We start from the raw sequence: 23,358 nt of genomic DNA on the forward strand, positions 1-23,358 counted from the left end.
GGTTACAGCACCTCCGGGGCAAGCGAGACGATCTTCATGAACTTCTTGTCGCGAAGCTCGCGGCCGACGGGGCCGAAGATACGGGTACCGCGGGGCTCCGGGGTGTCACCCTTGAGGATGACGGCAGCGTTCTCGTCGAAGCTGATGTAGGAGCCGTCGGCGCGGCGGGTCTTCTTCTTAGTGCGGACGACGACGGCCTTCACCACGTCGCCCTTCTTGACGTTGCCGCCCGGGATTGCGTCCTTGACGGTGGCGACGAACGTGTCGCCGATGCCTGCATAGCGGCGTCCTGATCCACCGAGCACACGAATGACAAGGATTTCCTTGGCACCGGTGTTATCGGCAATCTTCAGCCGCGATTCCTGCTGAATCACTTGGTTTCTCCTGTCGTCTCACCGGTTCTCATCCCTCAGGTGGGCTGAGCCTTGTGGAACTTCAAAAATGGACCTCCCCCATCGCTTTCCCATGTACCCTGCCCGCAGGCTGTGTTGGGTAGATGGCCGAGGCGATCCTGGGGGACATGCGCTGTCCATGCATGCCGAAAAACACGCATGGGCGCACAGCCTCAATATCATACCGAATAAACAGCAGGACCCCAACTCGACGGGCGAGTCGGGGTCCTGACTGACTGGTGACGTGCGGTGGAGAAGGTTTACTTGGCCTTCTCGATGATCCGCACCAGGCGCCACCGCTTGGTAGCGGAGAGCGGACGGGTCTCGGAGATCTGGACGATGTCCCCGATGCCGGCCTCGCCGTTCTCGTCGTGGGCCTTGAACTTGCTGTGCCGCTTCATGACCTTCCCGTACAGGGAGTGCTTCTTGCGGTCCTCGACCTCGACGACGATGGTCTTCTCCATCTTGTCGGAGACGACGACGCCGCGCAGGTTCTTGCGGTAGTTACGCTCAGTGCCCTGAGTGTTCTCAGTAGTGGTCTCGCTCATGCTCAGTCCTCAGCCTTCTCTTCATCAGCTGCACCCACGGACTCACGGATGCCGAGCTCACGCTCGCGCAGCACGGTGTAGATGCGGGCGATGTCGCGCTTGACGGTCTTCAGCCGAGCGGAGTTCTCCAGCTGGCCGGTGGCGGACTGGAAGCGCAGGTTGAACAGCTCCTCCTTGGCGGAACGCAGAGCGTTCGCCAGGGCGTCGTCGTCCATGCCTGCGAGCTTGTCAACGGTCAGATCCTTGGAACCGACTGCCATCGTCACTCACCACTCTCTCGGCTGATCACGCGTGCCTTCATAGGCAGCTTGTGGATTGCCAGACGGAGGGCCTCCTTGGCGACCTCTTCGCTGACACCGGACAGCTCGAACATCACGCGTCCGGGCTTAACGTTGGCGACCCACCACTCGGGGGAACCCTTACCGGAGCCCATACGGACTTCGGCGGGCTTCTTGGTGATCGGCTGGTCGGGATAAATGTTGATCCAGACCTTGCCGCCACGCTTGATGTGACGGGTCATGGCGATACGTGCCGACTCAATCTGTCGGTTGGTCACATACGCCGGGCCGAGGGCCTGGATGCCGTACTCGCCGAATGCGAGCTCGGTGCCGCCCTTAGCCATGCCGCGGCGCTTGGGCTTGTGCGGCTTGCGGTACTTGACGCGCTTAGGCATCAACATCAGTTCTGCCCTCCTTCAGCGGCAGGTGCGGCCTCGGCTGCTGCCGGGGCACCCTCGCGACGACGACCGGCACCGCCACGACGACGCTCACCAGCGCCGCCACGACCGCCGCGGCCACCGCGACCGGACGGAGCAGCAGCCTGCTGAGCTGCCAGCTCTTTGGCGGTCAGGTCGCCCTTGTAGACCCAGACCTTGACGCCGATGCGGCCGAAGGTGGTCTTGGCCTCGTGCTTGCCGAAGTCGATGTTCGCACGCAGGGTGTGCAGCGGCACACGGCCTTCGCGGTAGAACTCGGAACGGGACATCTCAGCGCCGCCGAGACGGCCGGCGCACTGGATACGAATACCCTTGGCGCCCGCACGCATGGCGGAGGAGATGGCCTTCTTCATCGCGCGGCGGAATGCCACGCGGGCGGCGAGCTGCTCGGCCACACCCTGAGCCACCAGCTGAGCGTCGGTCTCGGGGTTCTTGACCTCGAGGATGTTCAGCTGGATCTGCTTGCCGGTGAGCTTCTCCAGCTCACCGCGGATGCGGTCTGCCTCGGCGCCGCGACGACCGATGACGATACCCGGACGTGCAGTGTGGATGTCCACACGCACACGGTCACGGGTGCGCTCGATCTCGACCTTGGAGATGCCGGCGCGCTCAACGCTCTTCTCCAGCAGCTCGCGGATCTGAACATCTTCCTTCACGAAGTCCTTGTAGCGCTGACCCGGCTTCGTGGAGTCGGCGTACCAGTGGGAGACGTGGTCAGTGGTGATGCCCAGACGGAAACCATTGGGGTTGATCTTCTGTCCCACTACTGATCTCCACCTTTCTCTTCTGTGCCGACCACGATGGTCACGTGGCTGGTGCGCTTGTTGATGCGGTAGGCGCGTCCCTGTGCACGGGGGCGGAACCGCTTCATGGTGGGTCCTTCATCGACGCGTGCCTCGGTGATCACGAAGTCGTCCTCGTTAAAGGCGACTCCGGCCTTGTCGGCGTGCTGCCGGGCGTTGGCCAGTGCGGAGGCGACCACCTTGTAGACCGGCTCTGAGGCGCCCTGGGGGGCGAACTGCAGAATGGCCAGTGCTTCGTTGGCCTGCTTGCCGCGGACAAGGTCGACGACGCGCCGGGCCTTCATAGGCGTCACACGCAGGTAGCGCGCAATTGCCTTGGCTTCCATTGCTTTCCTTCTCTCGTCTTCTCTAGAAGATCAAACGTGTCTGTTCCCGGTGAAGGGAATCAGCGACGCTTGCCCTTCTTGTCGTCCTTCACATGGCCGCGGAAAGTGCGCGTCGGAGCGAACTCGCCGAGCTTGTGCCCGACCATCGACTCAGTGATGAACACGGGAATGTGCTTGCGTCCGTCGTGCACGGCAATGGTGTGGCCGAGCATGTCCGGGATGATCATGGAACGGCGGGACCATGTCTTGATGACGTTCTTGGTGCCCTTTTCGTTCTCAGCGACCACCTTCAGGTACAGGTGCTGATCAACGAAGGGGCCCTTCTTCAAGCTGCGTGGCATGTTTCCAGGCTCCTATCGCTTGTTCTTGGTACGACGGCGACGCACGATGAGCTTGTCGCTTTCCTTGTTGGGACGACGGGTGCGGCCCTCGGGCTTGCCGTTGGGGTTGACCGGGTGGCGACCACCGGAGGTCTTACCCTCACCACCGCCGTGCGGGTGGTCAACGGGGTTCATCACGACACCGCGGACGGTCGGGCGAACGCCCTTCCAGCGCATACGGCCGGCCTTGCCCCAGTTGATGTTGGACTGCTCGGCGTTGCCGACCTGGCCAACGGTGGCGCGGCAGCGCACGTCGACGTTGCGGACCTCACCAGAGGGCAGACGCAGCTGGGCGTACTTGCCCTCACGGGCGACCAGCTGGATGGAGGCACCAGCGGATCGGCCCAGCTTGGCACCGCCGCCGGGACGCAGCTCCACAGCGTGGATCACGGTACCGAGGGGGATGTTGCGCAGGGGCAGGTTGTTGCCGGGCTTGATGTCGGCGTTCGGGCCGGACTCCACGGCAGCGCCCTGGACCAGCTTGGCCGGAGCCAGGATGTAGCGCTTGGTGCCGTCGGCGTAGTGCAGCAGTGCGATACGGGCAGTGCGGTTGGGGTCGTACTCGATGTGAGCGACCTTGGCGGGCACGCCGTCCTTGTCTGCGCGACGGAAGTCGATCAGACGGTACTGGCGCTTGTGACCGCCACCCTTGTGACGGGTGGTGATCTTGCCCGAGCTGTTGCGACCGCCGGTCTTGGACAGCGGCTTCAGCAGGGACTTCTCCGGGGTGTCCCGGGTGATCTCTGCGAAGTCGGCCACAGAGGAGCCGCGCTGGCCCGGTGTGGTCGGCTTCAGGTTACGGATAGCCATGTTTCTCTTCCTTCGATCAAGTGGTTCCGGCAGCCTTATGCTGCGGAGCCTCCGAAGATGTCAATTGCGTAGCCCTCTTTGAGGGTGATGATCGCACGCTTGGTGGCGTTGCGGGATCCCCAGCCGAAGCGGGTGCGCTTGCGCTTGCCGGGTCGGTTGACGGTGTTCACCTTCTCGACCTTGACGCCGAAGATCTTCTCCACGGCGTACTTGATCTCGCTCTTAGTGGCGCTGGTGGCCACCAGGAAGGTGTACTTGCCCTCGTCGATGTTGGCGTAGGACTTCTCCGACACCACAGGCGCGTAGACGACGTCGCGGGGGTCTTTTTCAGTCAGGACGCTCACTTGGCCTCCTCCTTCTTCGCACCCTGGGCGTGAGCCAGGAAGGCGTCGTAGCCGGCCTGGGTGAACACGACGTCGTCGGAGACGAGGACGTCGTAGGTGTTCAGCTGGTCGGCGTAGAGAGTGTGGACATCGGGCAGGTTGCGCATCGACAGCGCGGCGACGTCGTCGCTGCGATCGAGCACGACCAGCCAGTTGCGGTTGGCGCCGCCGATGGAGGCCAGGGCCTCCTTGGCTGCCTTGGTGGAGGCCTTGTCGGTCACCAGTGCATCGACGACGTGGACGCGGCCATTGCGTGCCCGGTCAGAGAGGGCGCCGCGCAGAGCAGCTGCCTTCATCTTCTTGGGGGTGCGCTGGGCGTAGTCACGCGGAGTCGGACCGTGGACAACGCCACCGCCGATCATGTGCGGACCGCGCATGGAGCCCTGACGAGCCCGGCCGGTGCCCTTCTGGCGGAAAGGCTTGGCGCCGGTGCCGGCGACCTCAGCACGGGTCTTTACCTTGTGGGTGCCCTGGCGAGCAGCTGCCTGCTGCGCCACGACGACCTGGTGGATCAGAGCGGTGTTGGTGTCGACGTCGAAAATCTCGGCGGGGAGGTTGACGGAAACCTTGGTTGCCATTGTGGTCATGCTCCCTTCACTGCCGTGCGGATCAGGACGACGCCGCCGCGGTTGCCCGGCACGGCGCCCTTGATGAGCAGCAGGTTCTTCTCTGCATCCACAGCGTGGACGGTGAGGTTGTGCGTGGTGTGGCGGACGCCGCCCATGCGGCCTGCCATGCGCAGCCCCTTGAAGACGCGGCCGGGGGTGGCTGCGCCGCCGATGGAGCCGGGCTTGCGGTGGTTCTTGTGCTGGCCGTGGGAAGCGCCCACACCGGCGAAGCCGTGACGCTTCATGACGCCGGCGAAGCCCTTGCCCTTGGTTTTGCCGATGACGTCGACCTTCTGGCCGGCCACAAAGGTCTCGACGCTCAGGTCCTGGCCCAGCTCGTAGGAGCTGGCATCTGCGGTGCGGACCTCGACGACGTGACGGCGGGGGGTCACGCCGGCCTTCTCGAAGTGGCCGGCCAGCGGCTTGGTGACCTTGCGAGGATCGATCTGGCCGTAGCCGATCTGGACGGCGCTGTAGCCGTCGGTCTCCTCGGAGCGGATCTGGGTGACGACGTTGGAGTCGGCCTGGACAACAGTGACGGGGATGAGGTTGTTGTTCTCATCCCAGACCTGGGTCATGCCGAGCTTCGTGCCCAGCAGTCCCTTGACGTTCGAATCTACGCGGGAAATGTTGGTCATAGTTCTCTCAGCACCTCCCTACTAGAGCTTGATCTCGATGTTGACGTCTGCAGGCAGGTCGAGACGCATCAGGGAGTCGACTGCCTTGGGCGTCGGGTCCACGATGTCAATCAGGCGCTTGTGGGTGCGCATCTCGAAGTGCTCGCGAGAGTCCTTGTACTTATGGGGAGAACGAATCACTGCGTAGACGTTCTTCTCAGTCGGCAGCGGCACGGGGCCGACGACCGTTGCACCTGCGCGCGTGACCGTGTCGACGATCTTCCGGGCCGAGGTGTCGATGACCTCGTGGTCATACGACTTCAGCCGGATGCGGATTTTCTGTCCCGCCATGGCGTTGAGCCTCTTTCTGGTCAGTCCTGCAATTCGTTCATGAACGGCAGCCCGTACCCCTGGGTGAGTCAACGCCGGCGGCGAAGCTTCTGTATCGAGCGCATGAGGCTCGAGGAGACCTTCTGGGATTGTGGGCTGCCTGATCCGGGTGAATCCGCCGTAGCGGCGGGGTGCTCCCCCGGTCAGGGATCCGACCCCCGCGGTCGGGCGTGTCGCTTTGATGCTCAGGGGTCGAGGACATACATCACCCAAGGTGATCCATCTCCCGACCTGGGCACAGCGGCACTGCGCGGTGTTCGGAAATTGTTCGTGGCTTTTCTGCTCATCATTCAGGGGCGGACACGCCAGAAGGCGCAAAGGACACACCTGTCCGTGAGCAACTTGTCTATAGTGCCACGGAACGGATCAGCGGTGCAAGTCCTGGGGTGTGTCGGCGGATTGCCTCTTCTGCACCCCCTACCAGTCGCCAGATGGCCGCGCCGATGATCAGGGCGCCCAGTGCGACGAGGAACAGGAACATCACCGAGCGCAGGGACCAGAGAATAGAGATGACGATCACCGATGCGCCCCAGTAGACCCCCAGGCGCTGTCCCCTCAGCAGGCCCGCGGTCAGCAGCACCGCGGCCGCCCCGAGGCCGGCCAGCTGCAGGAAGAGTCCCGAGCCTATCAGGGCTACCAGGGACAGCAGGAGGGTGAGCGCCCCGGCGATCGCGTAGTGCACTGTGGTCAGCGCTGCGCTGGGGTGTACGACTGTCAGCAGCACCTCCGCGAGGAGAATGCCTGCGAACATGACCGTCAGGGTCACCGCTACCGCCGTCGAGCCCGGTGTGGCGCTCATCGAGTACGCCCAGAGTCCCGACAGCGGCACTACTAGCGGCAGCACCAGCGCAGCCGCCCTGCGCAGCCTGGTTCGCGTGCCGGCTGCTGCGATGAGGCAGAGATGCATCAGCGGCACGGACCAGGCCGCAGCCGGCACCACGTGCTGCTGCGCCGTGATCAGCGGCCGGAGAGAAGCCAAAGCCGCTCCCCCGAGGCCGGTGCGCAGGAGCATCCGGCGAGCCACTGCCTGCTCCTTCGCGTCCAGTCCCCCGTCGCCGGACCAGAATCGCGCGCCCCAAAGGACCAGTGCGGTGAGCACGAGGAACAGGGCTACGCTCCAGACATAGCCTAGGACCGACGGCTCGCTGACCGGCGTGCGGCCGAGTTGCAGGTGCGAGAGCGGATCAGTCAGCAGCGTCCAGACGAGCAGGGTCGTCGCCGTTGCGGCGAGGATCGGGACTGCGACTGGAGCCTCCTCAGCTGCTCGGCGCCACAGCAGTCCGGCCAGGGTCACTGCCGCCAGGCCCAGCGCCCCTGCAGTAACGAGCCACCAGGGCGCCTGCGCCAGAGCAGCCGAGACGGCGCCGAGCACCGCCAGTGCCCCGTATCCGCGAGCGGCCGCCCTGTCGCGCCTTCCTGCGGGGTGTCCCCCTGCTTCGCCGGGACCGCTTCCCTGCACCGGGGCTGATGCTGCGCCCCGCAGGAGAATCACGGCAGCCCCGGCCCAGGTCACCCCAGTGAACCACCAGAGGCTGCTGTTGGCCTGGGTGAGAGTCGCCGCCAGCAGGACCAGTGCTGCCCATACCGCGTGGGCGCTCAGGTGCAGGGGAACCCAGTGTCGGGGATGGCCCCAGCAGCTCTGACGGGTGCACGTGTGGCGCCGTAGAGTTCCGTGGCGGCCAGCAGGAGCGCAAGCGTCAGTGCTCCGGCCTGCGCCAGTACCGTGACGGCGTCACGCGTGGTGGAGTCCAGCAACGGCAGCGGCACGGCCAGAAGCGCCATCAGCGCAGCCCCCGAGAAGCTGCCCACACGCAGGGCCTGCACTCGCGAAGCGGTGGTCGTCTGGTGCCGCAGTGAAGCGTGCAGGATCAGGTGCATGCTCAGGATGGTGACCGCCACGAGGGCGACTGGGGTCGCGACCTCCCACCACGGCGTCTCCTGCCGGATACTGGCACGGCCCGACTGTGCGGTTCCGCTGCTGAAGAGCCTCAGCGCGACAACGGTGGTGAGAACCATGGTCAGTGCCGCGGTGAGCGTCAACGCCGGGCCGCGCGCGGCCTTGCGCCGTGAGCAGCGTGGCAGCGGCCAGCCCCAGGGGCAGCACCACCGGTGCTTCGGGCAGAGTCCAGAGACGTCGTCCGCTGACGGCGGCCAGGGCCAGCGCCGCTGCCGCGACCAGGAGATCCGTCCACCACGCAGCGTGGGCATTGATAATTGCCACGACGACGACGCCGGAGGCGGCTGCGCCGTAAACGCGCGCGGGAGCGAGGCTTCCCCTGGTCCGGCGAGCCCCCTGCGGCATGTCTGCTCGCCCGGAAGCGGAGCTGGGCACAGGACCTTGCTGCGCTGGGGAGGGGAGCACCGCGGCCACCGCCGCAGCCCAGGCCAGAGCGGTGAGCCACCACAGGTCCGGTTGTCCGGTCAGGCTCACCAGCAGGTTGATCAGCGCCGCCCATCCCAGGTGAGCCGCCGCATGCAGAGGCAGCCTCTCGCGGAGCCGGTGGCCCAGTGCCTCGAGGTGCTTCCCGGCGAAGCCTTCGAGCAGCATCCACACCGCTGAGAGCAGGAGGGCTCCCAGAGCGGCGAGGTGCGCACCGCTGCTGACGATGGAGCTGAACCAGGGCAGTCCACCCCAATCTCCGGTGCTGAGCACCACCATGAGACCCAGGAAGAACACCGTGAGCTGGAGCCAGGATTGTCTGCGCCAGGCGGCGCTGTCCTCAGAGCCGCTCCTTGCGACTCCGGCGTGCTGCCGGTCCCCCGGGGACAGCAGCCGAAGCTGCCCGGCAAGCAGCAGGGCCACCCCGTAGAGGACCACCAGGACGCCGACTCCGTAAGTCAGGCGAAGGACCCCGGTGAAGCCGAGCAGATCGGTGACCGCTACCAGCAGCACCCCCGCGATGAGGCCGTAGACGGCTGGCTCTGCTGCACCGGACTGCTGCGTGCGGGACCGTGACGACCGCTGCGCAGCGGTCTCGGTGATATGAGCCAGGAGAAGCACGACGCCGACCGCCCCGGCTGCGACGAGAAGCATCGCTGCCCGCAGCCCGAAGACGGCGCCATCAAAGACATGGCCCAGCATCCAGCCCGTGACTCCGAGGGCGGCCACGGCCTGGGCGCGGTGCCACACGTCCTTCCGGTCGGAGTCGATGAGCACTTCCAGGCCGGCCCAGAGCCCCAGCCATCCCAGCGTGTACCAGGGGTCTCCGTAGAGCGTGAGTGCCCCCGCGGCGGCCACCCCCAGGCGCATGAGCGCGTCTGCCCAGAGCCGGTCCCCCGGGGCCAGGCGCGGCCGAAGTCTCCAGAGCGTCCACGCCAGGACTCCCAGCTGCGCCAGCACGGCGACAACGAGCCATGCGGCGTTGACGGCGTCGAAGGACTGGGGCGTCAGATGCAGCCAGACGAAGAGGTACCCCTGCATTCCCAGCGCTGCGACCAGAGCCAGGGCCAGACTCAGCCCGGTGTCGCCCCGGCGCAGCTCGGTGGAGTGACCTGCCCGGACTCCGCTCATCCATGGGAACTGTGCGACCAGCGCGTAAAGCAGAGCGACCCAGAGGGTTAGCACTCCGGAGGCGGTGATCCAACCGGCGCCCAGTCCTGACAGGACGGCGATCACCGCCCCTGTGGCCAGAACGCGGGCTGCCAGCGCGTAGACCGGGCGGGCCGCCGGCACCGGAGGCCGCAGAGCCGTCATCACGTAGTAGGCAGCGGCCGCCGAGAGGATCACCGCGTAGTCCCAGCTGTCCAGCTGGAGGACCAGCAGGACAGCTGCCGCCAGAACCCCGGAACGATCAGCCAGTGCAGATGAGCAAAGGGACGGTACAGCGCCGCGGGCATTCGCGCCCCGAGCATCACCACGGTCAGCTGTGAAAGAGCCGAGATCACCATGATGCTGGTGAGGGCCCACACCATGGGCTACTGCAGGACCGCGGTCGAGGAGAATACAGTCGAGTAGAAGAAGGGGATCACGAGGTAGCCCGGCACCCGTGAATCCAGGTGCACGCAGGCAAAGCCGTAGCCCAGGACTCCGATGAGGCTCACCAGCAGCCACGTAATGTACCCGTTGCGAATGAACGCCTCGTTGACGGGAATCGCCGCGACCGCGAGCAGGGCAAGGGAGGTGCCGAAGAGGGCCAGCCCAGCTGGCTTCAGCAGTGGGATCCGCACGGCAAGAGCCAGGCCGGTCACGGCAAAGACCACGTAGGCGGCAATGAGAGCCGCCGCGGTCACGACGGGGTTCTGGGTCGCTGCTACAAAGGCCAGTGCTGCCGCGGTGAGGACCAGCCCTCCGATGTACAGCGCCACATTGATGGTGCGCCGCTCATCCGCGGGGCTCCGAGGTGTCCCGCGCTTATCTGGCTGCGCGGCATCGGGCGGCTGGGGGGCTCCGAGCCCCCGCGCCGGACTCCCCCAGCCAGTCTGTGGCCCTGGCCCGGTCGGCTGGGGACTAGGTGGACGCAAGCCCTCCGGTGGGCCCTGGTTGGGTGATTCGCTACCTGGGGTGGCCTGGTCCTGAGCAGACTGAGCTTGCCAACGCTCCTTGATGCTCTGCCACGGCGCAGCCTCCGGCTCCTGCCGCGCCCTCCCTGCTGGGTCGGCTTCCGTCTGGGCCTGAGGGGAAGGTCTGTCAGTGCTGTCTTGCCAGGACGTGGTCTTCTGCGAGGGGTCGGGCACCTGCTCACCGGAGCGCACTCGGGGCGGGACCGCTGAGTCGGAGTGGGGAGCCGGCGGGGATTCGGGGCCCGTCCGCTGCCAGGCGGGGCGGGTTCGGCTCAGGTCTGAGACCAGTGGTGCTTGCGGCTGTGCAGTCCTTTCGCGTTGCATCTCTCGTCGTGCTGACCGTCGCCCCAGGGCAAAGCCGAGGCCCATCCCCAGGAGGAAGGGCACAGAGAGCAGCAGCAGGACGACGACCACAACCAGCTCCATGTCTTCCCCTCATTCCTCTCCCGGTGCTTTCATCGTGAGTCTAGCGAGCGGAGCTCTGGGACAGACCATTCCTCTTCCGGTTGCGGACGGCGACATGCTCTGGACAGCGAAAAGCCCCCGGTCTCCCATCAGGGAGCCGGGGGCTTTTCATGCTTCGGAAGTTATCCGGTCAATGACCGGGGCCGACCAAAGTCAGATGATCGAAATTACTCGATGATCTTGGTGACACGGCCGGAGCCGACGGTGCGGCCACCCTCGCGGATAGCGAAGCCGAGGCCCTCTTCCATAGCGATCGGCTGGATGAGCTCGACGGTCATCTCGGTGTTGTCACCGGGCATCACCATCTCGGTGCCCTCGGGCAGATCGATCACACCGGTCACGTCAGTAGTCCGGAAGTAGAACTGCGGACGGTAGTTGGTGTAGAAGGGGTTGTGGCGGCCGCCCTCATCCTTGGACAGGATGTAGACGTTGGCCTCGAACTTGGTGTGCGGGGTGATGGAGCCGGGTGCAGCCACAACCTGGCCGCGCTCGACGTCGTCACGCTTCAGACCGCGAAGCAGCAGACCGCAGTTCTCGCCAGCCCATGCCTCGTCGAGCTGCTTGTGGAACATCTCGATACCGGTGACGGTGGTCTTCTGCTTCTCGCGGATACCGACGATCTCGACCTCGGAGTTGATGGCCAGGGTGCCGCGCTCGGCGCGACCGGTGACCACGGTACCGCGACCGGTGATGGTGAAGACGTCCTCGATGGGCATCAGGAACGGCTTGTCACGGTCACGCTCGGGCTCGGGGATGAAGGTGTCGACAGCGTCCATCAGGTCCTCAACGGACTTGACCCACTGTGGGTCGCCCTCGAGAGCCTTCAGGCCGGAGGTGCGGATGACGGGAGCGTCATCGCCGTCGAAGCCCTGGTCGGACAGAAGCTCGCGAACCTCCATCTCGACGAGGTCCAGAAGCTCCTCGTCGTCAACCATGTCGGACTTGTTCAGGGCCACCAGCAGCTTCGGCACGCCAACCTGGCGGGCCAGCAGCACGTGCTCGCGGGTCTGAGCCATCGGGCCGTCAGTAGCAGCCACCACGAGGATGGCGCCGTCCATCTGAGCAGCACCGGTGATCATGTTCTTCACGTAGTCGGCGTGGCCGGGAGCGTCAACGTGTGCGTAGTGACGAGCCTCGGTCTGGTACTCAACGTGGGAAACGTTGATGGTAATGCCACGCTCGCGCTCCTCGGGCGCGTTGTCGATGGACGCGAAGTCACGGCCCTCGTTGAGGTCCGGGTACTTATCAGCGAGCACCTTGGAGATAGCGGCAGTCAGGGTGGTCTTGCCGTGGTCGACGTGACCGATGGTGCCGATGTTAAGGTGCGGCTTAGTCCGCTCGAACTTTGCCTTGGCCACAGGTTCCTCCTATAGAACGTGATTGTGGTGAAGAAGACTCACTTCAGGCACAGGGGTGTCCTGGCTTGAAACTCTCGCAAGTCTACTAAGTACGGGTTATTTCGTGAAATTACTGGGGTTGAAGACCCGAGGCTTACTCGCCGCGGCTCTTCTCGATGATCTCGTCAGCCACAGCCTTCGGCACCTCAGCGTAGGAGTCGAAGGTCATGGTGAACACTGCACGACCCTGGGTGCGGGAGCGCAGCTCACCGATGTAGCCAAACATCTCGGACAGCGGCACCAGAGCCTTGACCACCTTGACGCCGGCGGCGTCGTCCATGGACTGGATCTGGCCACGGCGGGAGTTCAGGTCACCGATGACGTCGCCCATGTACTCCTCGGGAGTACGGACCTCAACGGCCATCATGGGCTCGAGCAGGACGGGGTTGGCGCGCTTGGCACCTTCCTTGAAGACCTGGGAGCCTGCGAGCTTGAAGGCCATCTCGGAGGAGTCGACGTCGTGGTAGGCACCATCAGTCAGCTCAGCCTTGACGCCGACCATCGGGTAGCCAGCCAGCACGCCGAACTGCATGGCGTCCTGGATACCGGCGTCCACCGACGGGATGTACTCGCGCGGGATGCGACCGCCGGTGACCTTGTTCTCGAACTGGTAGAGCTCGCCCTCGGAGGTGTCCAGGGGTTCGAAGTTGACCAGGACCTTAGCGAACTGGCCGGAACCACCGGTCTGCTTCTTGTGGGTGTACTCGACCTTTTCGACGCGCTTCTTGATGGTCTCGCGGTAGGCCACCTGCGGCTTGCCGACGTTGGCCTCAACCTTGAACTCGCGCTTCATGCGGTCCACCAGGATGTCCAGGTGGAGCTCGCCCATGCCGCCGATCTCGGTCTGTCCGGTCTCCTCGTTGAGGTTCACGGTGAAGGTCGGGTCCTCCGCGGCCAGCTTCTGGATAGCGGTGGAGAGCTTCTCCTGGTCACCCTTGGTCTTGGGTTCGATGGCCACAGAGATCACGGGCTCGGGGAAGGTCATCGACTCGAGCACGATCTGGTTCTCCGGATCGCACAGCGTATCGCCGGTGGTGGTGTCCTTCAGACCGATGACGGCGTAGATGTGGCCAGCCTGGATCTCCTCAACGGGGTTCTCCTTGTTGGCGTGCATCTGGAACAGCTTGCCGATGCGCTCCTTCTTGCCCTTGGTGGAGTTGATCACCTGGGCGCCGGAGGTCAGTTTGCCGGAGTAGACGCGGATGAACGTCAGCTGCCCGAAGAAGGGGTGAGCGGCAATCTTGAACGCCAGAGCGGAGAAGGGCTCGTCCTTAGAGGGCTTACGGGTCAGCTTGACCTCTTCATCGTTGGGCTTGTGACCCACCATGGACTCGACGTCTGCCGGGGAGGGCAGGTAGTCGATGACGGCGTCGAGCATGGGCTGGACACCGCGGTTCTTGAAGGCGGAGCCGCAGAACACCGGGTAGGCCTCGCCGGCCACGGTGAGCTTGCGGATGCCCTGCTTGAGCTCATCCATGGTCAGCTCTTCGCCCTCGAGGTACTTCTCCATGAGAGCCTCGTCAGCCTCAGCCACGTTCTCGATGAGCTCGTTGCGGTACTCCTCAGCACGCTCCTTCAGCTCATCGGGGATCTCACGGGTCTCGTACTCAGCACCCATGGTCACGTCACCCTTGGCGTCGCCGGGCCACACCAGAGCCTTCATCTTCAGCAGGTCAACCACGCCGATGAAGTCATTCTCAGCACCGATGGGCAGCTGCATCACCAGCGGCTTGGCGCCGAGGCGAGACTTGATGGTGTCGACGGTGAAGTAGAAGTCAGCGCCGAGCTTGTCCATCTTGTTGACGAAGCAGATGCGCGGAACGTTGTACTTGTCGGCCTGGCGCCACACAGTCTCCGACTGGGGCTCCACGCCTTCCTTGCCGTCGAAGACTGCCACAGCGCCGTCGAGCACGCGGAGCGCGCGCTCAACCTCAACGGTGAAGTCGACGTGGCCAGGGGTGTCGATGATGTTGATCTGGTTGTTGTCCCAGAAGCAGGTCACCGCGGCGGAGGTGATGGTGATTCCGCGCTCCTTCTCCTGCTCCATCCAGTCCGTGGTCGACGCACCATCGTGGGTCTCACCGATCTTGTGGTTGATACCGGTGTAGAACAGGATGCGTTCGGTCGTGGTGGTCTTACCGGCATCGATGTGAGCCATGATGCCGATATTGCGGACCTTCTTCAGGTCAGTGAGCACGTCTTGTGCCACGATTGATCCCCTTTAACTCGGTTCTGCTCTGGGTTACCAGATTCGGATTACCAGCGGTAGTGAGCGAAAGCCTTGTTGGCCTCTGCCATCTTATGCGTGTCCTCGCGGCGCTTGACAGCGGCGCCCAGGCCGTTGGAAGCGTCGAGGATCTCGTTCATCAGACGGTCGATCATGGTCTTCTCGCGGCGATCCTTGGCGTAGCCGACCAGCCAGCGCAGTGCCAGGGCGGTGGCACGGCCGGGCTTGACCTCCACGGGCACCTGGTAGGTGGCGCCGCCGACGCGGCGGGAGCGGACCTCCAGCGCGGGGCGGATGTTGTCCATAGCCTTCTTCAGCACGGCCACGGAGTCCTCGCCGGTCTTCTTGGCCACACCGTCGAGTGCGCCGTAGACGATGCGCTCAGCGGTGGACTTCTTGCCGTCGACGAGCACCTTGTTGATCAGCTGAGTGACCAGCGGGGAGCCGTGAACGGGGTCCTGGACGAGAGGGCGCTTCGGAGCGGGTCCCTTACGAGGCATTACTTCTTCTCCTTCTTCGCACCGTAGCGGCTGCGGGCCTGGCCGCGACCCTTGACACCCTGGGTGTCGAGGGCGCCGCGGACGATCTTGTAGCGCACACCGGGGAGGTCCTTCACACGACCGCCGCGCACGAGCACGATGGAGTGCTCCTGGAGGTTGTGACCCTCACCCGGGATGTAGGCGGTGACCTCGACGCCGCCGCCCAGGCGCACACGGGCGACCTTGCGGAGTGCGGAGTTCGGCTTCTTGGGGGTCGTGGTGTACACGCGGGTGCACACGCCACGACGCATCGGGGATCCCTGCAGTGCAGGGGTGGCGTTCTTTGCGCGCTTGGGCGAGCGGCCCTTGCGCACGAGCTGCGAAATAGTAGGCACTATGCGTTCTCCATACGTTTCTTTGGGGGAGATCTGATGGACTCAGTGGCTCCCGCGGATGATCAGTTCTCACACTCACCGCGGGAAAAAGTCCCTAGGCGTGCAAAAATGTGGCATTCGTTGCGCAACTTCCCCGCAACCCGGACAGAGTCCCTTTGCCACACAGAAACAATCAAGTCAACGATACCAGGTCGTGTCGGAACATGCGAAAACGCCGGGCTCCCTGGTAGGGAACCCGGCGTTTTCATGCCGACTCAGCGGAAGTCGACGTCGGTGTTGTAGTCCTCCAGCGGGATGGCGTGGAACTCGCCCTCACCTTCGGCGCCCGCGTAGTCGAAGCTTGAGCCGTAGAGGCTGGGGCCGGTGAAGATGTTGGCCTTAGCCTCCTCGGTGGGCTCGACGACGGACTTGGTGTAGCGGTCCAGGCCGGTGCCGGCCGGGATGAGCTTACCGATGATCACGTTCTCCTTCAGGCCCAGCAGCGGATCGGACTTGCCCTCCATTGCTGCCTGGGTGAGGACTCGGGTGGTCTCCTGGAAGGAGGCCGCCGAGAGCCAGGAGTCGGTGGCCAGCGACGCCTTGGTGATGCCCATGAGCTCGTCACGACCAGCTGCCGGCTGCTTGTTCTCCGCCACTGCCTTCTTGTTCTCGGACAGGAAGCGGAAGCGGTCGGCCAGCTCGCCGGGCAGCAGGTCGGTGCCGCCGGACTCGATGACGGTGATGCGGCGCAGCATCTGCCGGACGATGACCTCCACGTGCTTGTCGTGGATGCCCACACCCTGGGACTGGTAGACCTCCTGCACCTCGGCGACCAGGAACTTCTGCGCGGCGCGGGGGCCGAGCACGCGAAGCACCTGCTTGGGGTCGACCGAACCGGCGGCGAGCTTGGTGCCCACCTTCACGTGGTCGGTCTTCTCCAGGTTGTCGCCCAGGTCGATCAGCAGACGGGCGCGGCGCAGGATCGGGTAGACCTGCTCCTCGGAGCCGTCGTCCGGCGTGAGGACCAGGCGAGCCTGTTTCTCATCCTCTTCGTAACGGATACGACCGTCGGACTCTGCGATCGGAGCCAGACCCTTCGGGGTACGAGCCTCGAAGAGCTCCTGGATACGGGGCAGACCCTGAGTGATGTCCTCGGCGGAGGCCACACCACCGGTGTGGAAGGTACGCATGGTCAGCTGAGTACCGGGCTCACCGATGGACTGTGCAGCGATGATACCCACGGCCTCGCCGACGTCGACCTTCTGGCCCGATGCCATGGAGCGTCCGTAGCACTGGGAGCAGGTGCCCACAGCGGATTCACAGGTCAGCACGGAGCGCACCTTGATCTCGGTCACACCAGCCTCGAAGAGCTTGCCGATCAGCACGTCGGAGACATCGGTGCCGGCCTCTGCCAGGACGTTGCCCTCGGCGTCGGTGACATCCACGGCCAGCGCGCGGGCGTAGGCGGTGTTCTCCACGGTGTCGTGCAGACGGTACTCCACACCCTCGGCGGTGGCCGTGGTCTGGTTGATCCGGCCGGACTTCACCAGGACGTCGTCGCGGTCATCACTGCGGTAGTCGACCGGGACGGCGATCGGCACGGTGAGGCCGCGGCTGGTGCCGCAGTCCTCTTCACGCACGATGACGTCCTGGGAGACGTCCACCAGACGACGGGTCAGGTAACCGGAGTTCGCGGTCTTCAGCGCGGTGTCGGCCAGACCCTTACGGGCGCCGTGGGTGGCGATGAAGTACTCGAGAACGGTCAGGCCCTCACGGTAGGAGGACTTGATCGGACGCGGGATGATCTCACCCTTCGGGTTGGTCACCAGACCACGGATACCGGCGATCTGCCGGACCTGCAGCCAGTTACCACGTGCACCGGAGGACACCATGCGGTTAATGGTGTTGAGCTCGCTCATACCCTTCTGCATGGCCTCGGCGACCTCGTTGGTGGCCTTGGTCCAGATGTCCTGCAGATCGGTGTGGCGGTCAGCCTTGCCGACCAGACCCAGAGCGAAGTCCTCCTCCACCTTGGCTGCCTGCGCCTCGTACTTCTCCATGATGGACTGCTTGTCCATATCGGAGGTGATGTCCGAGATCGCCACGGTCACACCCGAACGGGTGGACCAGTAGAAGCCGGCGTCCTTGAGGTTGTCCAGGGTCTGGGCGACCTCCACGGTCGGGTACCGCTCGGAGAGGTCGTTGATCAGCGCGCCGAGCTGCTTCTTGTCAGCGACCTTGTCCTGCCAGGGGTAGTCGGCGGGGAGAAGCTCGTTGAACAGCACCTTACCCAGGGTGGTTTCCAGGGTGACCGGAGTGCCCGGCTCCCAACCCTCGGGTGCCGGGACCTCCCTGGAGGGCACGAAGCCTTCCACGGTGATCTTGGCCGGAGCGTTGATGTGGAGCTCGCGCAGGTCGAACGCCATCTGAGCCTCGCCGAGGGAGGAGAAGGCGCGGCCTGCGCCGGTCTCATCCTCACGCACGGTGGTCAGGTGGTGCAGCCCAATGATCATGTCCTGGGTGGGCAGTGCCACGGGACGGCCGTCGGAGGGCTTCAGGATGTTGTTCGAGGACAGCATCAGGATCCGCGCCTCAGCCTGGGCCTCGGGGCTCAGCGGCAGGTGAACTGCCATCTGGTCACCGTCGAAGTCAGCGTTGAACGCGGAGCAGACCAGCGGGTGCAGCTGCAGAGCCTTGCCCTCGACCAGCTGCGGCTCGAAGGCCTGAATGCCCAGACGGTGCAGAGTGGGTGCACGGTTCAGCAGCACGGGGTGCTCGGTGATGATCTCCTCGAGCACGTCCCACACCTGGGAGCGCTGGCGCTCCACCATCCGCTTGGCGGACTTGATGTTCTGGGCGTGGTTGAGGTCCACCAGGCGCTTCATCACGAACGGCTTGAAGAGCTCCAGGGCCATCTGCTTGGGCAGACCGCACTGGTGCAGCTTCAGCTGCGGGCCGACCACGATGACCGAACGGCCCGAGTAGTCGACGCGCTTGCCGAGCAGGTTCTGACGGAAGCGGCCCTGCTTGCCCTTGAGCATGTCGGACAGCGACTTCAGCGGGCGGTTGCCCGGTCCGGTGACCGGGCGGCCGCGGCGGCCGTTGTCGAACAGGGAGTCCACGGACTCCTGCAGCATGCGCTTCTCGTTGTTGATGATGATCTCGGGGGCGCCCAGATCCAGCAGCCGCTTGAGGCGGTTGTTGCGGTTGATCACGCGGCGGTAGAGATCGTTCAGGTCGGAGGTCGCGAAGCGGCCGCCGTCCAGCTGCACCATGGGGCGGATCTCCGGCGGGATCACCGGAACGGCCTGGAGCACCATGCCGGTCGGCGAGTTGCCGTTGACCAGGAAGGCGTTGAGCACCTTCAGGCGCTTCAGGGCACGGGTCTTGCGCTGGCCCTTGCCGGTGGAGATGGTCTCGCGAAGCTTCTCAGCCTCGGTCTCCATGTCGAAGGTCTCCAGGCGCTTCTGGATGGCTTCGGCACCCATGTAGCCCTCGAAGTACTGGCCGTACTTGGTGCGCATGTCACGGAAGAGAGTCTCATCGCCCTCAAGGTCGGCGACTTTGAGGTTCTTGAAACGCTCCCAGACACGCTGGATCTGCTCGATCTCCGCGTCTGCGCGTTTGCGCAGCTGGGACATCTGCTTCTCTTTGGTGTCGCGGAGCTTCTTCTTCTCCGCAGCCTTGGCACCCTCGGACTCCAGAGCAGCAAGCTCGTCCTCAAGCTCCTTGGCCACGGCGGCGATGTCGGCGTCGCGCTGGTCGGAGAGGTGCTTGACCTCCTGGTCGACCTCGGCCTGCAGGTTGGGCAGGTCCTCGTGGCGACGGTCCTCGTCCACCTGCGTGATCATGTAGGCAGCGAAGTAGATGACCTTCTCGAGGTCCTTCGGGGCCAGGTCCAGCAGGTAGCCCAGGCGGGAGGGGACACCCTTGAAGTACCAGATGTGAGTGACCGGTGCGGCCAGCTCGATGTGGCCCATGCGCTCACGGCGGACCTTGGCGCGGGTGACTTCCACGCCGCAGCGCTCACAGGTGATGCCCTTGAAGCGCACGCGCTTGTACTTACCGCAGTAGCACTCCCAGTCGCGGGAAGGACCGAAGATCTTCTCGCAGAAGAGGCCGTCCTTCTCCGGCTTCAGGGTGCGGTAGTTGATGGTCTCGGGCTTCTTGACCTCACCGTGGGACCAGCCCAGGATGTCGTCGGTCGTGGCCAGCCCGATGCGCATTGTGCCGAATGAGGATTCAGTGGACATAGTCCGGTATCTCTCTTTTCTCTAGCAAAGATTCGTCAGGAGTTCGTGTGCTTCGCAGCGGGTCTGGTCAGACCTCTTCGACGGAGCTGGGCTCAGCGCGGGAGAGATCGATGCCGAGCTCCTCCGCCGCAGTGAAGCCGGACTCCTCAGCGTCGCGCATCTCCACAGCGCTGCCGTCGGCGGAGAGGACCTCCACGTTCAGGCATAGCGACTGCATCTCCTTGATAAGCACCTTGAACGACTCCGGAACGCCGGGCTCCGGGATGTTCTCGCCCTTGACGATGGCCTCGTAGACCTTGACGCGGCCGTGGATGTCATCGGACTTGATGGTCAGAAGCTCCTGCAGGGTGTAGGCGGAGCCGTAGGCCTCCAGTGCCCACACCTCCATCTCACCGAAGCGCTGACCGCCGAACTGAGCCTTACCGCCCAGCGGCTGCTGGGTGATCATCGAGTACGGTCCGGTGGAGCGGGCGTGGATCTTGTCGTCCACCAGGTGGTGGAGCTTCAGGATGTACATGTAGCCCACGGACACCGGATCCGGGAACGGCTCACCGGAGCGGCCGTCGAACAGCCGGGCCTTGCCGTCAGCGGCGACGAGCTGCTCGCCGTCGCGGGACGGGTTGGTGGACTCCAGGATGCCGGTCAGCTCAGCGGGCTCGGCACCGTCGAACACCGGGGTGGCGACCTTGGTGGGGCCTGTCTCCCGCGGCAGGTTCGGCAGCTTCTTGATCCACTCGGGCTCACCCTCGATCTTCCAGCCCTGCTTGGCGGCCCAGCCCAGGTGGATCTCCATGACCTGACCGATGTTCATACGGCCGGGCACACCCATGGGGTTCAGGACGACGTCGACGGGGGTGCCGTCAGGCAGGAAGGGCATGTCCTCGACGGGCAGAATCTTGGAGATAACGCCCTTGTTGCCGTGGCGGCCGGCGAGCTTGTCACCATCGGTGATCTTGCGCTTCTGGGCCACGTAGACGCGCACCATCTGGTTCACGCCCGGGGGCAGCTCATCGCCCTCTTCGGCGTCGAAGATCCGCACGCCGATGACGGTGCCGGACTCTCCGTGGGGCACCTTCAGGGAGGTGTCACGCACTTCGCGGGACTTCTCGCCGAAGATGGCGCGCAGCAGGCGCTCCTCGGGAGTCAGCTCGGTTTCACCCTTGGGGGTCACACGACCCACGAGGATGTCGCCAGCCTCGACCTCGGCACCGATGTGGATGATGCCGCGCTCGTCGAGCTGGGAGAGCATCTCCTCGGAGACGTTCGGGATGTCCCGAGTGATCTCCTCGGCGCCCAGCTTGGTGTCGCGGGCGTCGACCTCGTGCTCCTCGATGTGGATGGAGGTCAGCACATCGTCCTGCACCAGGCGCTGGGACAGGATGATGGCGTCCTCGAAGTTGTGGCCCTCCCAGGACATGAACGCGACCAGCAGGTTCTTACCCAGTGCCAGCTCGCCGTACTCGGTGGAGGGACCGTCAGCGATGATCGACTGACGCTCCACACGGTCTCCCTCGGAGACCCGCACGCGCTGGTTGTAGGCGTTGCCCTGGTTGGAGCGCTGGAACTTCATGATCGGGTAGTGGGTCTGGGTGCCGTCGTCATTGAGGACGGTGACCAGATCCGCAGCCACCTTGGTGACCACGCCAGCCTTCTCTGCGGTGACCGAGTCACCGGCGTCGACCGCGGCGTACTTCTCCATGCCGGTACCGACCAGCGGGGACTCGGACTCCAGCAGCGGCACTGCCTGGCGCTGCATATTCGCGCCCATGAGCGCGCGGTTGGCGTCGTCGTGCTCCAGGAACGGGATCAGGGCGGTTGCCACAGACACCATCTGGCGCGGGGAGACGTCCATGTAGTCGATGCCCTCGGGAGCCACCAGGATGGGCTCACCCTGCTCACCGCCGGAGGCGTCTGCACGTCCACGGCAGAGCACCAGGTCCTCAGCGAAGGAGCCGTCCTCATTCAGGGGGGCGTTCGCCTGGGCGATCTGGGCCACGAGCTCGTCGTCGGCGGTCAGGTACTCGATCTCGTCGGTGACCTTACCGTCGACCACCTTGCGGTAGGGGGTCTCGATGAAGCCGAAGTTGTTGATCCGGCCGTAGGTTGCCAGCGAGCCGATCAGACCGATGTTCGGGCCTTCAGGGGTCTCGATGGGGCACATACGTCCGTAGTGCGACGGGTGAACGTCACGGACCTCCATGCCGGCACGGTCACGGGAGAGACCGCCCGGACCCAGCGCGGAGAGACGGCGCTTGTGGGTCAGGCCGGCCAGCGGGTTGTTCTGGTCCATGAACTGGGACAGCTGGGAGGTTCCGAAGAACTCCTTGATGCTGGCCACCACGGGGCGGATGTTGATCAGCGTCTGCGGGGTGATCGCCTCAACGTCCTGGGTGGTCATGCGCTCACGGACCACGCGCTCCATGCGGGACAGACCGGTGCGGACCTGGTTCTCGATGAGCTCACCCACGGCGCGGATGCGGCGGTTGCCAAAGTGGTCGATGTCATCGACGGTCACGTGGACGTCGATCTCCTCGCCGTCGCGCACACCCTTGATGCTGGGCACACCGGCGTGCAGGGCGCAGAGGTAGTGGATCATGGCCACAATGTCAGCCTCGGTGAGGACCGATGCGTCGGCGTCGGAGAAGTCCTTGTCCACGCCCAGCTTGCGGTTGAGCTTGTAGCGGCCCACCTTCGCCAGGTCATAGCGCTTGGGGGTGAAGTACAGCGACTTCAGCAGGGACTCGCCGGCCTCGACCGTCGGCGGCTCGCCCGGACGCAGCTTGCGGTAGATGTCCAGCAGAGCGTCGTCCTGGGACTCGAAGGTGTCCTTCTCCAGGGTGGCGCGGATGGAGTCGTAGTTGCCGAACTCCTCAAGAATGCGGGACTCGGTCCAGCCCAGAGCCTTCAGCAGCGCGGTCACGGGCTGCTTGCGCTTGCGATCGAGGCGAACGCCGACCTGGTCGCGCTTGTCGATCTCCAGCTCAAACCATGCGCCGCGGGAGGGGATGACCTTAGCGGTGTAAATGTCCTTGTCGCTGGTCTTGTCCTGGGTGCGCTCAAAGTAGGCGCCCGGGGAGCGGACCAGCTGGGAGACGACCACGCGCTCGGTGCCGTTGATGATGAAGGTGCCGCGGTCGGTCATGAGCGGGAAGTCGCCCATGAACACGGTCTGCTGCTTGATCTCACCGGTGTTGTGGTTCATGAACTCGGCCTTGACGTACAGCGGAGCCGCGTAGGTGGTGTCGCGCTCCTTGCACTCAGAGACCGGCATCTTCGGGTCGGCGAACTCCGGATCGGAGAAGCTCAGGGACATCGTGCCCTGGAAGTCCTCAATGGGGGACATCTCCTCGAAGATGTCGGCCAGTCCGGAGGTGTCGGAAACGCCCTTGATGCCCTTCTGGCGAGCCTCCTCCACACGAGCGGCCCAGCGCTCGTTACCGATCAGACGGTCGAAGGAGTCGATCTGCAGAGCCAGCAGCTCCGGAACATCGAGGGGTTCGTGGATCTTTGCGAATGAGAGACGGCCGGCGTATTCAGCGGTGCGGGCCGATGCAGCGGTTTGAATTGAGGTGCTCGAGGCGACCAAGAGGGATCCTTCCACAGACCTTCGTAGCTTCCGTACAGGATCGCTTCCACAGACTGATGCCCACCGCTATATGAAGGCATGGAGATTTAGGGGAAACGCGAATTT

The 23,358-nt window shown here is 64.7% G+C and carries 23 protein-coding genes; all 23 read right to left on the reverse strand.

Annotation, left to right across the window (positions count from 1 at the left end; genetic code table 11):
- Positions 1 to 2: 2 nt before the first annotated feature.
- The 23 genes from rplN to rpoB all read right to left on the reverse strand — a co-directional run bounded on the left by rplN (position 3) and on the right by rpoB (position 23,253).
- Positions 3 to 374 (reverse strand): 50S ribosomal protein L14, encoded by a 372-nt coding sequence (rplN, locus tag RH857_RS09855; RefSeq protein WP_310537804.1) that lies wholly within the window; start codon positions 372 to 374, stop codon positions 3 to 5.
- Between the two features lie 278 nt (positions 375 to 652).
- Positions 653 to 940 carry a 30S ribosomal protein S17 gene (gene rpsQ / locus RH857_RS09860; RefSeq protein ID WP_310537805.1) on the reverse strand — a complete coding sequence of 96 codons (288 nt, stop codon included), beginning with the start codon at positions 938 to 940 and terminating at the stop codon, positions 653 to 655.
- 2 nt (positions 941 to 942) lie between these two features.
- Positions 943 to 1,200, reverse strand: coding sequence for a 50S ribosomal protein L29 (gene rpmC, locus RH857_RS09865; RefSeq protein ID WP_310537830.1), 258 nt, complete (start codon positions 1,198 to 1,200; stop codon positions 943 to 945).
- A 2-nt stretch (positions 1,201 to 1,202) separates the two neighbouring features.
- Positions 1,203 to 1,619 (reverse strand): 50S ribosomal protein L16, encoded by a 417-nt coding sequence (rplP, locus tag RH857_RS09870; RefSeq protein ID WP_310537806.1) that lies wholly within the window; start codon positions 1,617 to 1,619, stop codon positions 1,203 to 1,205.
- Positions 1,619 to 2,419 carry a 30S ribosomal protein S3 gene (rpsC, locus tag RH857_RS09875; protein ID WP_310537807.1) on the reverse strand — a complete coding sequence of 267 codons (801 nt, stop codon included), beginning with the start codon at positions 2,417 to 2,419 and terminating at the stop codon, positions 1,619 to 1,621. Before rpsC ends, rplP begins: the two co-directional genes overlap by 1 nt.
- On the reverse strand, positions 2,419 to 2,784 hold the full coding sequence (rplV, locus tag RH857_RS09880; RefSeq protein ID WP_310537808.1) for a 50S ribosomal protein L22: 366 nt from the start codon (positions 2,782 to 2,784) through the stop codon (positions 2,419 to 2,421). The genes rpsC and rplV overlap by 1 nt, the downstream gene beginning before the upstream one ends.
- A gap of 59 nt (positions 2,785 to 2,843) precedes the next feature.
- Positions 2,844 to 3,125, reverse strand: coding sequence for a 30S ribosomal protein S19 (gene rpsS / locus RH857_RS09885; RefSeq protein WP_310537809.1), 282 nt, complete (start codon positions 3,123 to 3,125; stop codon positions 2,844 to 2,846).
- Positions 3,126 to 3,137: 12 nt separating this feature from the next.
- A complete protein-coding gene (gene rplB, locus RH857_RS09890; protein WP_310537810.1) occupies positions 3,138 to 3,974 on the reverse strand; it encodes a 50S ribosomal protein L2 in 837 nt (278 codons plus the stop codon).
- Between the two features lie 35 nt (positions 3,975 to 4,009).
- Complete coding sequence (gene rplW / locus RH857_RS09895; protein ID WP_310537811.1) at positions 4,010 to 4,318, reverse strand: 50S ribosomal protein L23; 309 nt, start codon at positions 4,316 to 4,318, stop codon at positions 4,010 to 4,012.
- A complete protein-coding gene (rplD, locus tag RH857_RS09900) occupies positions 4,315 to 4,935 on the reverse strand; it encodes a 50S ribosomal protein L4 (protein WP_310537812.1) in 621 nt (206 codons plus the stop codon). Before rplD ends, rplW begins: the two co-directional genes overlap by 4 nt.
- 5 nt (positions 4,936 to 4,940) lie before the next feature.
- Positions 4,941 to 5,603 carry a 50S ribosomal protein L3 gene (rplC, locus tag RH857_RS09905; protein WP_310537813.1) on the reverse strand — a complete coding sequence of 221 codons (663 nt, stop codon included), beginning with the start codon at positions 5,601 to 5,603 and terminating at the stop codon, positions 4,941 to 4,943.
- Between the two features lie 21 nt (positions 5,604 to 5,624).
- The gene (gene rpsJ, locus RH857_RS09910; RefSeq protein ID WP_022871716.1) at positions 5,625 to 5,933 is read right to left on the reverse strand and encodes a 30S ribosomal protein S10; all 309 of its coding nucleotides are present in this window, start codon (positions 5,931 to 5,933) and stop codon (positions 5,625 to 5,627) included.
- Between the two features lie 385 nt (positions 5,934 to 6,318).
- On the reverse strand, positions 6,319 to 7,485 hold the full coding sequence (locus RH857_RS09915) for a hypothetical protein (protein ID WP_310537814.1): 1,167 nt from the start codon (positions 7,483 to 7,485) through the stop codon (positions 6,319 to 6,321).
- An 83-nt stretch (positions 7,486 to 7,568) separates the two neighbouring features.
- Positions 7,569 to 7,754: a hypothetical protein gene (locus RH857_RS09920; RefSeq protein WP_310537815.1), complete on the reverse strand. Its 186-nt coding sequence runs from the start codon at positions 7,752 to 7,754 to the stop codon at positions 7,569 to 7,571.
- Entirely contained in the window at positions 7,705 to 9,699 is a 1,995-nt protein-coding gene (locus RH857_RS09925; protein WP_310537816.1) for a hypothetical protein, read from the reverse strand. Before RH857_RS09925 ends, RH857_RS09920 begins: the two co-directional genes overlap by 50 nt.
- Positions 9,696 to 9,884: a hypothetical protein gene (locus tag RH857_RS09930; RefSeq protein ID WP_310537817.1), complete on the reverse strand. Its 189-nt coding sequence runs from the start codon at positions 9,882 to 9,884 to the stop codon at positions 9,696 to 9,698. The genes RH857_RS09925 and RH857_RS09930 overlap by 4 nt, the downstream gene beginning before the upstream one ends.
- Before the next feature lie 3 nt (positions 9,885 to 9,887).
- Positions 9,888 to 10,898 (reverse strand): hypothetical protein, encoded by a 1,011-nt coding sequence (locus tag RH857_RS09935; RefSeq protein WP_310537818.1) that lies wholly within the window; start codon positions 10,896 to 10,898, stop codon positions 9,888 to 9,890.
- A gap of 206 nt (positions 10,899 to 11,104) precedes the next feature.
- Positions 11,105 to 12,295: an elongation factor Tu gene (gene tuf / locus RH857_RS09940; protein WP_310537819.1), complete on the reverse strand. Its 1,191-nt coding sequence runs from the start codon at positions 12,293 to 12,295 to the stop codon at positions 11,105 to 11,107.
- Positions 12,296 to 12,428: 133 nt separating this feature from the next.
- On the reverse strand, positions 12,429 to 14,543 hold the full coding sequence (gene fusA, locus RH857_RS09945; protein WP_310537820.1) for an elongation factor G: 2,115 nt from the start codon (positions 14,541 to 14,543) through the stop codon (positions 12,429 to 12,431).
- Between the two features lie 47 nt (positions 14,544 to 14,590).
- Positions 14,591 to 15,061, reverse strand: a complete 471-nt coding sequence (gene rpsG, locus RH857_RS09950; protein ID WP_310537821.1) for a 30S ribosomal protein S7 — start codon at positions 15,059 to 15,061, stop codon at positions 14,591 to 14,593.
- The gene (gene rpsL, locus RH857_RS09955; protein ID WP_310537822.1) at positions 15,061 to 15,435 is read right to left on the reverse strand and encodes a 30S ribosomal protein S12; all 375 of its coding nucleotides are present in this window, start codon (positions 15,433 to 15,435) and stop codon (positions 15,061 to 15,063) included. The genes rpsG and rpsL overlap by 1 nt, the downstream gene beginning before the upstream one ends.
- Positions 15,436 to 15,689: 254 nt before the next feature.
- Complete coding sequence (rpoC, locus tag RH857_RS09960; protein ID WP_310537823.1) at positions 15,690 to 19,667, reverse strand: DNA-directed RNA polymerase subunit beta'; 3,978 nt, start codon at positions 19,665 to 19,667, stop codon at positions 15,690 to 15,692.
- A gap of 67 nt (positions 19,668 to 19,734) precedes the next feature.
- On the reverse strand, positions 19,735 to 23,253 hold the full coding sequence (gene rpoB, locus RH857_RS09965) for a DNA-directed RNA polymerase subunit beta (RefSeq protein ID WP_374761151.1): 3,519 nt from the start codon (positions 23,251 to 23,253) through the stop codon (positions 19,735 to 19,737).
- Positions 23,254 to 23,358: the final 105 nt, after the last annotated feature.

It is taken from the genome of Nesterenkonia flava (assembly GCF_031432335.1).
Taxonomy (GTDB): Bacteria; Actinomycetota; Actinomycetes; order Actinomycetales; family Micrococcaceae; genus Nesterenkonia; species Nesterenkonia flava.